The sequence below is a fragment of the Corynebacterium sp. HMSC074C01 genome, assembly GCF_001814605.1.
Taxonomy (GTDB): domain Bacteria; phylum Actinomycetota; class Actinomycetes; order Mycobacteriales; family Mycobacteriaceae; genus Corynebacterium.
Genome location: NZ_KV817297.1, coordinates 83,872 through 98,369 on the forward strand (window position 1 = coordinate 83,872; position 14,498 = coordinate 98,369).

Below are 14,498 nucleotides of genomic sequence, written 5' to 3' on the forward strand. Positions count from 1 at the left end.
TTAGGCCTTCCTTTTGCCGCGTACCCGCGTCATGCGAGGCACCAGGAGAGCGACGATAACCAGCAGCGCCGTAATGAGCTTCATGTCATTCGGGTTGAGGCCCACCTGCAAAGCGGCGAAGATGATGAGTCGGTAGATCACGGAACCCAGTGCCACCGCCACGACGGCCATCCACAGGCGCGACTGGGGGAGTACCGCCTGCCCAAGGATGACGGAGGCCAGACCCACCAGAATGAGACCAATGCCCATCGAGATATCGGCAAAGCCTTGATATTGCGCGATGAGCGCACCGCACAGACCCACCAGACCGTTGGACAGAGCCAAGGTCAAAATCTTGGTGAAATCCGTGGACACGCCAAAGGAGGTGATCATCTGTTGGTTGTCACCGGTGGCGCGCAGCGAGAGGCCCAAGTCCGTGGACAGGAACCACACGATCAGTAGACAGAGCACCACCGCGCCCACAGCGAGCAACCCCACCCCGGCCCAAGTTCCCATGACGGCATCCAGCGGAGTGAAAACCGAATCCTGCGTCAGCAACGGCACGTTAGCGCTGCCCATGATACGCAAGTTGATGGACCACAGACCGATCATCGTGAGGATGCCAGCAAGCAGCCCATCGATGCGGCCCTTGGTATGGAGGAGTCCGGTGATGCAGCCAGCCACGAATCCGGTGGCGAAGCCGGCCAACGAGGCCGCAAAGGGGTTGACCCCATTTGTGATGAGCACGCCGGCTGTTGCAGCCCCGGTGGTAAAGGAGCCGTCGACTGTCAGGTCTGGGAAGTCAAGCACGCGGAACGTCAGGTAAACGCCCACGGCCATGACCGCATAGATGAGACCTAGCTCGAGTGCTCCAATCACAGCGTCTCAGCCTTGTCTAGGATTTCCTGCGGCACCTCAACGCCCTGAGCCTTCACTGCGTCTTCATTGATCACGTACGTGTACTCGGAGGCGGTTTCCACCGGGGTTTCGGCCGGGTCAGCGCCGTCCTGGAGGATGCGCAGCGCCATCTCACCGGTCTGGCGGCCCAGCTCCTTGTAGTCAATACCGATGGTGGCTGCAGCGCCGCCTTCAACGGCACCGGAGTCCGCAGCGATGACCGGTATGGTCTTGTCATTCGCAACCTTGATGAGCGAAGAGATGCCGGAGACGACCATGTTATCGGTCGGGATGTAAATGGCATCGACATCACCCAGCGCCTCCACGGCCTGCGGGATCTCCGTCACGGAGGTCACCGTCTGCGACTTCACTTCAATGCCCTTCGGCTTGGCTGCTTCCGTCAGCTGTTCGACCTGCACCTTGGAATTCACCTCAGCGGAGGAGTAGACGACGCCCACAGTTTTGGCGTCTGGGACCAGCTGGGTAATCAGCTCAACCTGCTCCTCGATGGGCGCGGCGTCAGAGGTACCAGTGACATTCTTGCCCGGCTTATCCAGCGACTCCACTAGCTCCGCCTCCACGGGGTCCGTCACCGCGGTGAACAGAAGCGGCTTGTCCTTGATGGACTTGCTCATGGCCTGGCCGGCTGGGGTGGCGATTGCCAGGTAGAGGTCGTGATTGGCGTTCGCCATCTGCTGGGAGATGGACACCGCGGTGCCTTGCTCGCCGTTGGCGTTCTGAACATCCCAATCCACGTCCACGCCCGCCTCTTCGAAGGCTTCCTGGAACCCTTCCGCGGCGGCGTCGAGGGAGGGGTGTTGAACCAGCTGGTTAATTCCGATGGAGTAGGAGTCTCCGCCCCCGGAATCCCCGCTGGCGCTTTCCGACGACGAGGAGCAGCCCACGAGGGCAGCAGCGCTCAGGGCGATAGCTGAGAGAACGGCGGAAGTTTTAGAGAACATATCGGTCCTTATCTACTCGAGAGTGACAGTAGTGACCGCTATTTAATCCTTTTTCCATCCCTCTAACCAGCAGTTTTATGAATGTTTTTCCCGGCCGGGGGTATTCTTAGCCCCTCAAAAGCTATAGTCCTACAGTTTTAGAGTTCTACATCACACCGTTTAGCTGCATGTTTCCTATCTCACTCTATCGCTGGTTAAGGCGTACCACCTTTCGGGCACGGGGGTACCCACACGCCCTTTATCTGTACGGCAGAAGGTATCGGTGTTAGAGTCAGTGATGTGAAGAACACATTTAACCTTTGGTGGTGGCGCGCGTAACCCGCGGGCCTCGTTGTTCTCCCATATTTAAGGCCCGCAGCTGCGGGCTTTTCGGCGTTTTGCTCTCTTGCGAAGCTCGCGGCAGCACACAAAATCGTTAAAGAAAGACACAGTATGCCGTTTACAGCCAAACGCGAGGTCAGGTACACACCCGACGCCAGTGCGCTCTTTTATGCCCTCGCCACACCGCAGGATTCCCTGCTCTTAGAATCCGCGGACATCGAGTCCAAGAAGAACCTCACCTGCATCGCCATCACCAAGGCAGCACTCAAGGTCGTATGCCGTGGCCAGGAGGTCACCGCAACGGCCTTAACGCCAGCCGGTCACCTACTCTTAGATGAGCTTCGTCAGGACTTCCGCTCCAGGATGAGGCAGAACGGTGAGGAGACCGCCACCTTTAGCTTTGAGCTCTCAACCGAGCACGATGAGCGCGCCCGCCTCCGCGCCACCTCAACCGCGGATATCCTTCGCACGCTGCAGTTTAGCCAGCTCTATTCCGGCGAATCGCTACCTTTCCTTGGTGGGGGATTCGCCTTCGACTACGTCGATACCTTCGAGGCACTGCCGCCGATTCCTGATGGCCCTAACGAATACCCCGACTATGAATTTCTCGTAGCCGAGCACGTCCTCACGGTGGACCACCTGACGCAGACGGCAAAGATTGAGGGGTGGGGCGTCGACAAGCACGCCCTCGAAGAGGAGCTCGACCGGGCCGCCGCCACCGAGCCCATCACCCCAGAGGCCCCGGCACCGCGCGAGACCATCAGCACCCACGCCTCGATTGATGACGCTGCTTTCCGCCGCCACGTCGAGCGCCTCCAGGGCAACGTCCATGCGGGCGATATCTATCAGGTCGTTCCTTCCCGCGCCTTTAGCCTCGAGTGCCCCGATGCTTTTGCCGCCTACCGCACGTTGCGTGAGACCAACCCCTCGCCGTACATGTTCTACGTGCGCGGTGCCGACCACGAGCTCTTCGGTGCCTCTCCGGAATCCAACCTCAAGTACACGGCCTCTGACCGGCAGGTACAGCTCTATCCGGTGGCCGGCACTCGACCGCGCGGTGCCACTCACGAGCTGGATATCCGCAATGAACTGGAGATGCGCACCGACTCCAAAGAAGTCTCGGAGCACATCATGCTCGTGGACTTAGCCCGCAACGACCTCGCCCGCGTCGCCGTCCCCGGCACCCGAAAGGTCGCCGACCTGCTCCAGGTGGACCGCTACTCGCGCGTCATGCACCTGGTTTCCCGGGTCGTCGCCACGCTGCACGAGGATTTCGACGCCCTCGACGCCTACCGAGCCTGCATGAATATGGGCACGCTCACCGGCGCTCCGAAGCTGCGCGCCATGGAGCTCATCCGCGAAACCGAAGGTACTCGCCGCGGCTCCTTCGGCGGAGCAATCGGCTACCTGCGCGGCGATGGCTCGATGGATAACTGCATCGTTATCCGTTCCGCCTATGTCAAGGATGGCACGGCCGTCGTCCAGGCCGGCGCGGGCGTCGTCCGCGATTCCATCCCCCAGTCCGAGGCCGATGAGACGGTCCACAAGGCCTACGCGGTGCTCAGCGCCATCGCCCAAGCCCACAACGCTTCCCTGGAGGTCATCCGATGAACCCACACGTCGTCCTCATCGATAACCACGATTCCTTCGTCTATAACCTCGTCGATTCTCTCGCCGGCTATAACACCACCGTCTTCCGCAACACCGTGCCGGTGGAGGAGGTCCTCGCCGCCGAGCCCGACATCATCATCCTCTCGCCGGGGCCGGGCCATCCCCGCGACGCCGGATCGATGATGCAGCTTATCGACGCCTCCCTCGGCCGCATCCCCATCCTCGGCATCTGCCTGGGCTTTCAGGCGCTGCTCGAGCATTTCGGCGGCACGGTCGAAGCCTGCGGGCCGGTACACGGTTCTTCTGTGCCCATGACGCTGACCGACGCTGGCGCGAAGCACCCACTCTTCCAAGGGCTTACTACTGATTCCGAGCCAGATAACCCGGATTACGTGGGCCGCCTCGTCCCCGTTGCGCGGTATCACTCCTTGGGCTGTGCTCGCATTCCCGCCCAGATGCGCAGCCTCGCGGAGACGGAGACCGACATCGGTCCTGTCACGATGGCGGCGGAAACTCTCGACGGTATGGCCCTCGGCCTGCAGTTTCACCCGGAGTCGGTGCTCACTCCGACGGGACCAATCATGATCGAACGCTGCATCAAACAACTTTCTACTCAACCTACTATGGAGGCAATCAAGTAATGACAGACAATAAAGCACTAAAGACGCTGCAGGCATTCCTCGATATCTCCGAGCCGACCCTCGAGCAGGCTATCGAGGTTTTCACCCCACTGACGGTGGGGGAGTACGACGACATCCATATCGCCGCCCTCCTTACCCACATCCGCACCCGCGGGGAGACCTTCGCCGATGTCGCCGGCGCGGCCCGCGCCTTCCTCAACGCCGGCCGCCCCTTCCCGGTCACCGGCGAGGGGCTCATGGACACCGCGGGAACCGGCGGCGATGGCGCTAACACCATCAACGTCACCACCGGCGCTTCCCTCGTCGCCTCCGCCGGTGGGGTCAAGATGGTCAAGCACGGCAACCGCTCTGTCTCTTCCAAGTCTGGCTCAGCCGACGTCCTCGAGGCCCTCGGTATTCCGCTTGATCTCGATCCGGACCGCGCGGTCCGCCAGCTCGAGGCCTCGAATTTCACGTTCCTCTTTGCGCCGGCTTATAACCCGGCGGTTGCCCACGCGCAACCGGTGCGCAAAGGACTCGGGATTTCGACCCTCTTCAACACCATGGGCCCGCTGCTCAGCCCGGGCCGCCCGGAGTTCCAGATCATGGGCATCGCCAACCCCGAACAGGGTCAGCTCATTGCTGAGGTGTTCAAGGATCTTGGCCGCACACGCGCGCTCGTCGTCCACGGCGCCGGCACCGATGAGATCGCTGTCCACGGCACCACCCAGGTCTGGGAGCTTCGCGACGGCACCTTAACCCACTACGAGCTCACCCCGGAGGACCTGGACATTTCCCGCCACGAGCTAACTGACCTCGCCGGCGGCAATGGCAAGGAAAACGCCGAGGCCCTGCGCGCCGTCTTCGCCGGCACCGGCAAGCCCGCCCACCATGATGCGATCGCCGCGACCGCCGGCGCGATGTTCTACCTCAATGGCACTACCGGCTCCATTCACGAGGGCGTTGTGCATGCTGACCAGCTCATCAAGGATGGCACCGTGGCTGCATGGCTGAAGAAGCACGAGGAGGCGAACTATGGCTCTGCCGACCGTGCTTGAGGGGATCGTCGCCAAGCGCCGCACGCACCTGCCCGCCATCCGTGAGCGCCTGGCACACGTGGATCTCGCTGCCCTCCCGCGCTCAGAACGTTCCTTCTACGATGCGCTCAACGGCACCAACCGTTTCATCATGGAGTGCAAGTCCGCCTCGCCATCGCTCGGGCTCATTCGGGAACATTATGAGCCTGGGGCCATCGCTCGCGTCTACTCGCGTTATGCCTCGGCTATCTCCGTCCTCTGCGAGCCTGATCGCTTCGGCGGCGACTATGACCACATGCAGACCGTAGCGCTGTCGACGCACCTGCCGGTGCTGTGCAAGGACTTCATCGTTGACCCGATCCAGATTTATGCCGCGCGTTATTTCGGCGCTGACGCTATTTTGCTCATGATGTCGATCGTCGATGACAAGACTTACGCGGAACTCAAGCAGCTCGCGGATTCCCTTGGACTTGATGTCCTTACCGAAGCCATCACCGAGAAGGAAGTCGCCCGCGCCACTGCCTTCGGCATTGACGTGATCGGAATCAATAACCGAAACCTCCACGACCTCAGCATCGATCTCACTCGCTCCGAGCGCCTTTCGCACCACGTGCCGTCTGGCAAGGTCATCGTCTCGGAGTCCGGTATCCGCGACAACCAAACCGTTCGCCGCCTGGGTTCTCACGCCAATGCTTTCCTCGTTGGCTCGCAGCTCACCGGCACACCTGACATCGACCGCGCCGCCCGTGAGCTTGTCTATGGCCACAACAAAGTTTGCGGCCTCACCTCGTGGTCTGCGGCCCAAGCCGCCCGCGCCGCCGGTGCGGTCTACGGTGGTCTCATCTTCGAAGAGGCATCGCCGCGCAATGATTCACGTGAAACCGCGCTCGATATCATCGCTCATGAGCCCGACCTTAACTATGTCGCGGTCTCACGCCGCACTACCGGTTGGGAGGAACTGGCCCTCGACGGTATTTCCGCCCTGCAAATCCACGCGCCATACCAGGGGAGCACGAAGGCCGAGCTCGAACTCATTGAGTCCGTACGCGCAGCAGCGGGGGAGCGCCAGGTGTGGCGCGCCATCGACATGACGGCACCCCACGGCCCGGCCCTTGCCTCCGCGCTTGCCGACGCCGTCGACCTCCTCATCCTCGACTCCGGCACCGGGGGCACCGGCACCTCCTTCGACTGGACGTCTGTCCCGGACGAGGTCAAGGCAAAGTCACTTCTCGCTGGGGGCCTGAATCCAGAGAACCTCACCGAGGCTCTTCGCGTCGGCACCGCCGGATTGGACATTAACTCAGGAGTCGAAGTCAACGGTCGAAAGGACAGTGCGCTCATCGCCCAGGCCTTCCATACTATTCGTCACTTTACGTATTAATTCCCAACCCGAGCCCTAGCAACAGCCCGAGACAAAAGGACAATCATGACCAACGATCAGAACACCAGGGAGACCATTCTTCCCGCCTACTTCGGTGAGTTTGGCGGACAATTTGTTCCCGAATCACTCATTCCAGCACTCGACCAGCTCGAGCAAGCCTTTGTCGACGCCCAGAATGATCCGGCCTTCCGCGAGGAACTTGCCGGCTACCTACGGGACTATCTGGGCCGCCCTACGCCTCTCACCGAAGCGACCAAGCTTGGCGGAAAGGCACGCATCTTCCTTAAGCGTGAGGACCTCGTGCACGGCGGCGCTCACAAGACCAACCAGGTAGTCGGCCAAGCGCTCTTGGCCAAGCGAATGGGCAAGACCCGTATTATCGCGGAGACCGGCGCCGGCCAGCATGGCACGGCGACCGCCCTCGCTTGTGCGCTGCTTGACCTCGACTGCGTGATCTACATGGGCGCAAAGGATGTCGAGAGGCAGCAGCCCAATGTCTACCGCATGGAACTCATGGGCGCCAAGGTGGTGCCCGTGGATTCCGGCTCAGGAACCCTCAAGGATGCTGTCAACGAAGCTCTCCGTGACTGGACCGCGACGTTCCACGAGTCTCACTACCTCCTAGGCACCGCGGCCGGCCCTCACCCCTTCCCGACGATTGTTCGAGAATTCCACAAAGTCATTTCTGAAGAAGCCAAGGCCCAAATGCTGGAGGGCACTGGCGGGCTCCCCGACGTGGTCGTCGCCTGCGTCGGCGGCGGCTCCAATGCCATTGGCATGTTTGCGGATTTCATCGACGAGGAATCAGTCGAACTCGTCGGTGCCGAGCCTGGGGGAGAGGGCCTAGACTCCGGCCACCATGGCGCCACGATCAACAACGGCACCATTGGCATCCTCCACGGTGCCCGCTCCTACCTCATGCGCAATGCTGACGGGCAAGTTGAGGAATCCTATTCTATTTCTGCCGGCCTCGACTACCCGGGTGTAGGCCCACAACACGCCCACCTCGCACAGACCGGCCGAGCCACTTATGTCGGCATCACCGACGCCGAAGCACTCGAAGCCTTCCAGATTCTCAGCCGCCGGGAGGGCATCATCCCAGCTCTCGAATCCTCGCATGCCCTTGCCTATGCACTCAAGCGCAAAGATGAGGACATCACCATTCTCGTTTCCCTTTCTGGCCGCGGTGACAAGGACATCGACCACGTTCGCCGCACCCTCGACGCGCACCCCGAATTCCAGATCACGGAGGACAAGTAATGAGCCGCTACGAGAAACTTTTCTCCAGCCTCGCCGCCCGCAAGGAAGGGGCATTTGTCCCCTTCATCATGCTGAGCGATCCCAGCCCAGACACCGCTCTCGCCATTGTTCGCGCCGCTGTCGCCGGTGGTGCCGATGCGCTCGAGCTCGGCGTCCCCTTCTCCGATCCGGTCGCCGACGGCCCCACCATTCAGGCCTCCCATATCCGCGCACTTGCAGGCGGCGCGACGGTCGACTCCGCGATCGAACAAATCCGCCGCATCCGAAGCGAATTCCCCGACCTACCAATCGGCATGCTCATCTACGGAAACGTTCCCTTCACTCGCGGGCTAGAGACCTTCTACTCCGAGTTCCAGGAAGCGGGTGCCGATAGCATCTTGCTTCCCGACGTCCCCGTTCGCGAAGGCGCACCTTTCGTCGCCGCCGCCGAAAAAGCCGGAATTGACCCAATCTTTATCGCCCCGGCTCAAGCATCTGAACAGACTCTCCAGGGAGTGGCTCAGTACTCCAAGGGATATATCTACGCTATCTCGCGCGACGGCGTCACTGGCACCGAGAAGGAGTCAGAAACCCGCGGGCTCGATGAAGTGGTGAATAACGTGAAGCGCTTCGGTGGAGCGCCGATTCTTCTTGGGTTCGGTATCTCGACGCCTCAGCACGTCGCCGACGCAATCGCCGCCGGCGCAGCTGGTGCAATCACCGGTTCCGCTTTAACGAAGATTGTCGACGCCCACCTCGACGAAGAAGGCCGCCCCGCCGACGGGCTCGCCACTGCGGTCACCGACTTTGTCTCCAAGATGAAGGCCGCTACCAAACATGCGGAATCCTAAACAAGCTTTCTAGGCACCCTTCTGGACGCCTTTTCGGGCAACCATGACTAGGAGCGCCCCAGACTAGTCAACTCACCTCGGCCTCTTCCATCACGTCGTCCGCCGCCGCGCATCGCGATGGAAGGGGCCGTTTCACGTGAAACTACGCACTGTCCGCGTGCGCTAACCTGATGACTACCGACGTCGAAATAGGTAACAACCCGTGGAGCCTAATCCATGTCCCTCCAGATGCCTCCTCACTTCCCCGTGCGTTCCTAACAACTTCCGACCCTAGACCCCTAGAAGGGGATATCCTCGTGCCCACTCGAGTAACGATCTGCTGGGTCCGTCCTGTCGAATATTTCGACCATTTCACCGCCGTCCAGCTCCACCTTCAAGGCTTTTGCTTCTTCGTGCATCTTCCGACGGTGAGAAATGACATCCTCCGCAATGGTTCGCGCCCACACCTTTGACGCCGGAGCCAGGGGGCCAGTTGCCTCGGTCACCGCCCAGGTTCCGTCCTCAAACAACCACACAACGTCACCGGTAACTGGGTCTAGGATATAGAAGGCCCGCCCATCAGTTTTCATGTTGTGGTGGTGCTGGCAAAGAGCAACCAAATTGGATGCATGCGTCTGGCCACCATCGGAATAGTTGATCCGATGGTCCAATTGGCAAGTCCATGCTGGACGATTACAGCCGGGGGCGCGACAAGTCCCGTCGCGCCCCTCGACATACTTTCGTGTGACATCTGAAGGCTGGTAACCCTTGCACGGTTCTGGAGCATCACTAAAGTCGCGCGCCACTGTCTTCGACGCCGGGACTCCTTCGCCGGCCCATCCATGTCCTTGGACGTAAACTGGGGCTCCTTCCACATCCGTGGCTTTGTATTCATGCACGACCACCTTTCCTACCTCAGGTTTGATTTTGCCCGTAATGAGGAGGATCAAGGCATCCGCCATTGAGACGTCGTGCTCTTTAGCGGCCAACTTGATGGTTTCGTGGATGACGATGCCGACATTGCTGTCTACCTCAAGTTCAATCGAGGCACGCTCTCCGCGAGTGAGGAGCGAGTAGCGATTCTTCCTCCGACTGTCTCGGAAGGCGATTGAATCATCTAAGACCTTCGCAATGTCACGCACCTTGCGCCGGATCTTATCTGCGCTTGGGAAAAGTTGGTTCGGCTTAGTCGGCGTTAACCACGCCGCCAATTGACTATCAATCTCGGCAACAACTGATGAAATAGGGTTTCCGAGCTTTGCCATTACTTGATCGATAGCGACCAAGGCCTGCATGTCAAGCAAGAACTCAGCGTCTTGCAAAGCCTTTACCTTCGGCAACTCATTGAGACGAATGAGTCCCATAACATTCCGCGCCACATGGGCAAGAGACTTTCCTGTCTTTTGCCCAATGCGCATGAAGGCAGTACCTGAGTCTGCATCGAGCGGTGGTTGGACACTGGACCAAAACTCGTACTCTATTCTCCGCATCAGTTGGCCCGCCTTGCAATCAGGATCGTGCGGGTTTGAGTGAGAGAAGTACGCGGTAGGTATTGACGTTGAAGAGTTTGTTGTGGTTCCCATGGGTAGTTGCACCCCCTAAACTAGCCGAACAATGACGTCCCCACGCCCACCTATAGAATACCTGTTCGAACGAGAGCCCGCAAGGGTTAACTAAAATCTTTCCACCGAGGGCTCCCCAGTCACGGAAGGCGGTTGCGCAACTAGCGAAGGAACTATTCGGGCAAACAAAAGTCCCCCTCCCAGAGCCCGCGTTCCAGAAGGTTGGTCTCGGTAAATAGACCACCGAAGTGAAGCGGGCTAGGGGAGAGGGAAGCTATCAGCGTTTCACGTGAAACTTAGGCTGTGGCGGCCTCCTCGTTGGCGGCAGAGGAGTCAACTTCAGCTTCCAAGCCTTCGATCTTGTCCCGTGCGAAGCGGTCAACGATCATCGCAATAGCGCCGTCGCCAGTAACGTTCGCAGCAGTACCAACAGAGTCGATGGCAATGTAGGCAGCAATCATCAATGCCACCATCGAATCATCGAAGCCCATATTGGCCTGCAACAGACCCACAGCGACCATCACAGCACCACCCGGAACGCCAGGGGCAGCGATCATCATAATGCCAAGAAGAAGAATGAATCCGAGAGCCTTACCCAAATCAGCTTCCATACCGTCAGCCATGAACACGATCGCAAAGGCATATAGAGTCAGCTTGATCATCGAACCGGAGAGGTGAATGGTCGCGCAAAGGGGGATAACGAAGCCAGCAACAGGCTTGGAAATCCCATTCTTCAAAGTGGCATCCAAGGTAACCGGAATCGTAGCCGCCGAGGAGGATGTACCCAGCGCCGTGAAGTAGGCCGGTGCCATGTTCTTCAAAGCGCTGAACGGATTCTTACCTGCGATGGCACCAGCAATGACGTATTGGAGCACAAGGTAAACCAAGGTCATCACAACTGCGAGTAAGAGTACCTTCGTGAAGGCGATCAGAACCGTGCCGATGTTTCCGTTCATGCCCAGCGAGAGGAACATACCGAAAATGTAGATCGGCAGAAGTGGGATAACGAAGCCCCAGATCACCTTGATGACAACGTTTTCGAATTCCTTGGTAATCGCATAGAGATTGTCGGATTTCACAGTGGTCATGGCCACGCCAATGCAGAAGGACAGAAGTAGGGCCGTCATCACCTCAAATGGTGCTGGCATCTCAACAGTGAAATAGGGCTCGAGTGCACCAGCATCGATGTCGGATACCTCGGTATTGAGCGTTTGCCCAGCCAGCAAAGTGGGGTACAGGGCCTGGGTCAGACCATACGCAACAAGGCCCGCCACGATGGTTGAGCCATAGGCAATTCCTGCAGTAATGCCCAGCCACTTGCCGGCACCCCGCCCGAGGCCGGCAATTGCCGGAGCCACGAGCGCAAGAATAAGAATGGGGATGAAGAAGCCGAGGAAGTTTGAGAACAGGCCGTTATATGTGGCGAAAGCCCTGCCAAACCACTCTGGGGCAAACTGGCTAACGATGATGCCCAAAACTATCGCGACGATAATCTTGAACAACAGAGAGTTGAGAACACTCTTAAATGTCATGATTGAGTCTTTTCTATGGTTGCTACCACGTCGGTTTTCTCGCTCGATGATAAGTACATTAATATCTACCAAGCGACACGAAATGTATAATACAGCAGGATGCGAATAATTTGAACTGGCTTTCTCGCCAGCTAGGAAGCGGGATAGACTAAGGGGCATGCTCGTAGTCGGAATCATTTTCCTCATCTTGGCCGCGGTACTTATTATCGTCGGCGGCCTTGCCACGCTCCGTAAGCTTCCTGGAAATAGCGTCGTTGGTTTACGCCTGGCCGAGATCCGCAAATCTAAAGAAGCCTGGGATAACGCCCACGCTGTCGCGGGCCCGTTCTGGTTCTTGGGCGGCGTCGCTTTAGTATTCGGCGGCATCATCGCACTGCGCGCCGAGGGATGGATGTGGCTGATTCCTGCACTCACGTTCGTCGTAGCGATCCTCGCGCTCTCCATCGGTTCCAACATGGGTGCCCGCGCAGCCTACCTGTGGGACCAGGCACACAAGGAGGATGAGGGTTGTGGTGATTCCTGCAACTGCGGCGATGGCGGGTGCGGGGGAGAAGCGCCGACAGTCGACGTCTCCGCGGCCCGCGCAGCTGCGGAACGTGCCGACAACGTGAACAATGACTAGCACTGTCATTATGGCACAGTGACGTAATAGGTACGCGTAATGACGTTTCCCCCATTTCGTAACAACTAAATTAATACTTGGTCACGCCAACAGTGGGAAACTCTACTGTTGGCGTGACCTTTTTAATTATCCTGTGTCCGCACTGGGAACCACGCACCAACTCAATGGAAGGATGGCGCGGCACAGTGAATGTTCACTATCGACGGCGCACCATGGATCCCATGAACAAGAGGAAGAATATTCGCGCGCTTAAAATCATCGCTGCAGCTGCGTTCAGTTTCACCATTCTTGGCGCGGGAGCGACCTATGCGTTCGCAGGCGATAGCCGCGGCGTGCGCAACGTAGCTGGAACCATCTATAGCGATGTCGGCACAACCTACGGCGCCTACGATTTCAGCGGCAGTAGGGAAGAAGAGCTGCCCTTGTGGGATGGCAATCTCAGCTAGCAATTCAACACGGTCCCCACCAAAGGCGGGGAATCAGATAGAGTAAACCACATGACTACGTGTTCGCGCCGCCTCTTCCTGCTTGGTACCGCCACAACCTTTGCCGGAGCTTACCTCGCTGCTTGCGGCAAGGAGCCCTCGGCGGAGATCGCTGCCACGGAAATCCCCGTTGGCTCAGCCATCATTGTGGACAAGGTGATCTTCGCACAACCTACCCAGGGCGAATTCAAGGCATATTCGCAAACTTGCCCGCACCAGGGCTCCCTCATTACGAAAATTGAGGGCATGACCGCCACCTGCACGAGCCACTACTCCAGCTTTGATCTCAGTAATGGCGAGGTCACCGGCGGCCCCAGCCCCAAGCCGCTCACGGAATATGGCGTGGAAACCAACGGCGGAACAATCAAGAACGTCACCGCCTAGGACAATCCCCGCGGCCTCACGAGGCTAAAGCGGTGTTTCACGTGAAACAGTGGGTGCGGGTCTACACTCTCTTATATGCTTGAGCGCCTAAAAAGACTCGACCCCCTCATTGTCCTCATCCTCTGCGCCGTCACGCTCGCGATCGTTTTCCCCGCGCGGGGGAGTTTTGCGGAAAGCTTCGATGTCCTCACCAACATCGGAATCGCTCTCCTCTTCTTCCTCTACGGCGCGCGACTCTCAACGCGCGAAGCCATCAACGGCATCAAGCATTGGAAGCTTCACCTGACCATTCTGGTATTCACCTTCGTGGTTTACCCAGTCATCGGCCTTGTTCTCCGGCCACTCACCTCCTTCATCCCGACCGACCTCTACTTGGGAATCCTTTACCTGACGCTCGTGCCGTCCACAGTGCAGTCTTCGGTGGCCTTCACGTCAATCGCCCGCGGAAACGTTCCCGGCGCAATTGTCTCCGCGTCCGCATCGAATCTGGCCGGCGTCTTCCTCACGCCCCTACTGGTCATGGCGCTCATGGGTGCCGGCGACGGGATCCACATCGATGGCTCAGTATTCCTTGAGATCTCAATCCTCCTGCTCCTTCCCTTCGTGCTCGGCCAACTTACTAGAAAATGGGTAGGGAATTTCGCAGCCAGTAAAGCCACGAAAGTAGTAGACCGCGGCTCCATCGCGATGGTGGTGTATGCCGCCTTTTCAAAGGGAATGGTGGACGGGATATGGGCGTCGATTAGCGTCTGGCAGATCCTTTTCCAGATTGCATTCTCAACTGTGTTCGTCTTCTTCATGCTCTGGCTGACCAAAGTGGTGAGCAGAAAGCTGGGCTTCGACCGAGAAGACACCATCGCCATCCAGTTCTGCGGTTCGAAAAAGTCCTTGGCCACGGGCCTTCCCATGGCATCGGTCATCTTTGCCTCTGGCGGTACCTCTCTGGGGCTGCTCATCCTCCCGCTCATGATCTACCACCAAGTGCAGCTTATGATTTGCGCGTCTATGGCGGCTCGCTACGCGCGGGTAGAGTGAG

14 protein-coding genes are annotated in these 14,498 nt (G+C 58.9%); 10 read left to right on the forward strand and 4 right to left on the reverse strand.

Features of this window, described 5'->3' with window-relative positions; genetic code table 11:
- The gene (locus tag HMPREF2978_RS09735) at positions 1–858 is read right to left on the reverse strand and encodes an ABC transporter permease (RefSeq protein ID WP_070745292.1); all 858 of its coding nucleotides are present in this window, start codon (positions 856–858) and stop codon (positions 1–3) included.
- Positions 855–1,838 carry an ABC transporter substrate-binding protein gene (locus HMPREF2978_RS09740; RefSeq protein ID WP_070745295.1) on the reverse strand — a complete coding sequence of 328 codons (984 nt, stop codon included), beginning with the start codon at positions 1,836–1,838 and terminating at the stop codon, positions 855–857. Before HMPREF2978_RS09740 ends, HMPREF2978_RS09735 begins: the two co-directional genes overlap by 4 nt.
- Before the next feature lie 432 nt (positions 1,839–2,270).
- Between HMPREF2978_RS09740 and HMPREF2978_RS09745 the strand changes: the two genes are divergently transcribed.
- The 6 genes from HMPREF2978_RS09745 to trpA are packed head-to-tail and all read left to right on the forward strand — an operon-like array spanning position 2,271 to position 8,898.
- Entirely contained in the window at positions 2,271–3,770 is a 1,500-nt protein-coding gene (locus HMPREF2978_RS09745) for an anthranilate synthase component 1 (protein WP_070745298.1), read from the forward strand.
- Complete coding sequence (locus HMPREF2978_RS09750; RefSeq protein WP_070524896.1) at positions 3,767–4,411, forward strand: anthranilate synthase component II; 645 nt, start codon at positions 3,767–3,769, stop codon at positions 4,409–4,411. Before HMPREF2978_RS09745 ends, HMPREF2978_RS09750 begins: the two co-directional genes overlap by 4 nt.
- Positions 4,411–5,448: an anthranilate phosphoribosyltransferase gene (gene trpD / locus HMPREF2978_RS09755; RefSeq protein ID WP_070745301.1), complete on the forward strand. Its 1,038-nt coding sequence runs from the start codon at positions 4,411–4,413 to the stop codon at positions 5,446–5,448. The genes HMPREF2978_RS09750 and trpD overlap by 1 nt, the downstream gene beginning before the upstream one ends.
- On the forward strand, positions 5,426–6,808 hold the full coding sequence (gene trpCF, locus HMPREF2978_RS09760) for a bifunctional indole-3-glycerol-phosphate synthase TrpC/phosphoribosylanthranilate isomerase TrpF (RefSeq protein WP_070745304.1): 1,383 nt from the start codon (positions 5,426–5,428) through the stop codon (positions 6,806–6,808). The genes trpD and trpCF overlap by 23 nt, the downstream gene beginning before the upstream one ends.
- Positions 6,809–6,853: 45 nt before the next feature.
- Positions 6,854–8,068 (forward strand): tryptophan synthase subunit beta, encoded by a 1,215-nt coding sequence (trpB, locus tag HMPREF2978_RS09765; protein WP_070745307.1) that lies wholly within the window; start codon positions 6,854–6,856, stop codon positions 8,066–8,068.
- Positions 8,068–8,898, forward strand: a complete 831-nt coding sequence (gene trpA / locus HMPREF2978_RS09770; protein ID WP_070745310.1) for a tryptophan synthase subunit alpha — start codon at positions 8,068–8,070, stop codon at positions 8,896–8,898. Before trpB ends, trpA begins: the two co-directional genes overlap by 1 nt.
- A gap of 278 nt (positions 8,899–9,176) precedes the next feature.
- Here trpA and HMPREF2978_RS09775 read toward each other — a convergent pair whose 3' ends face one another.
- Positions 9,177–10,295, reverse strand: coding sequence for an HNH endonuclease signature motif containing protein (locus HMPREF2978_RS09775; protein WP_246818763.1), 1,119 nt, complete (start codon positions 10,293–10,295; stop codon positions 9,177–9,179).
- A gap of 440 nt (positions 10,296–10,735) precedes the next feature.
- On the reverse strand, positions 10,736–11,971 hold the full coding sequence (locus HMPREF2978_RS09780) for a dicarboxylate/amino acid:cation symporter (protein WP_070745313.1): 1,236 nt from the start codon (positions 11,969–11,971) through the stop codon (positions 10,736–10,738).
- Positions 11,972–12,128: 157 nt separating this feature from the next.
- On the opposite strand from HMPREF2978_RS09780, the gene HMPREF2978_RS09785 reads away from it, so the two are divergent.
- The 4 genes from HMPREF2978_RS09785 to HMPREF2978_RS09800 all read left to right on the forward strand — a co-directional run bounded on the left by HMPREF2978_RS09785 (position 12,129) and on the right by HMPREF2978_RS09800 (position 14,497).
- Positions 12,129–12,593, forward strand: coding sequence for an SdpI family protein (locus HMPREF2978_RS09785; protein WP_070524908.1), 465 nt, complete (start codon positions 12,129–12,131; stop codon positions 12,591–12,593).
- A gap of 113 nt (positions 12,594–12,706) precedes the next feature.
- Positions 12,707–13,039, forward strand: coding sequence for a hypothetical protein (locus HMPREF2978_RS09790; RefSeq protein ID WP_143342286.1), 333 nt, complete (start codon positions 12,707–12,709; stop codon positions 13,037–13,039).
- 51 nt (positions 13,040–13,090) lie between these two features.
- Positions 13,091–13,462 (forward strand): Rieske (2Fe-2S) protein, encoded by a 372-nt coding sequence (locus tag HMPREF2978_RS09795; protein ID WP_070745316.1) that lies wholly within the window; start codon positions 13,091–13,093, stop codon positions 13,460–13,462.
- Positions 13,463–13,537: 75 nt separating this feature from the next.
- Positions 13,538–14,497 (forward strand): bile acid:sodium symporter family protein, encoded by a 960-nt coding sequence (locus HMPREF2978_RS09800; protein WP_070524913.1) that lies wholly within the window; start codon positions 13,538–13,540, stop codon positions 14,495–14,497.
- Position 14,498: the final 1 nt, after the last annotated feature.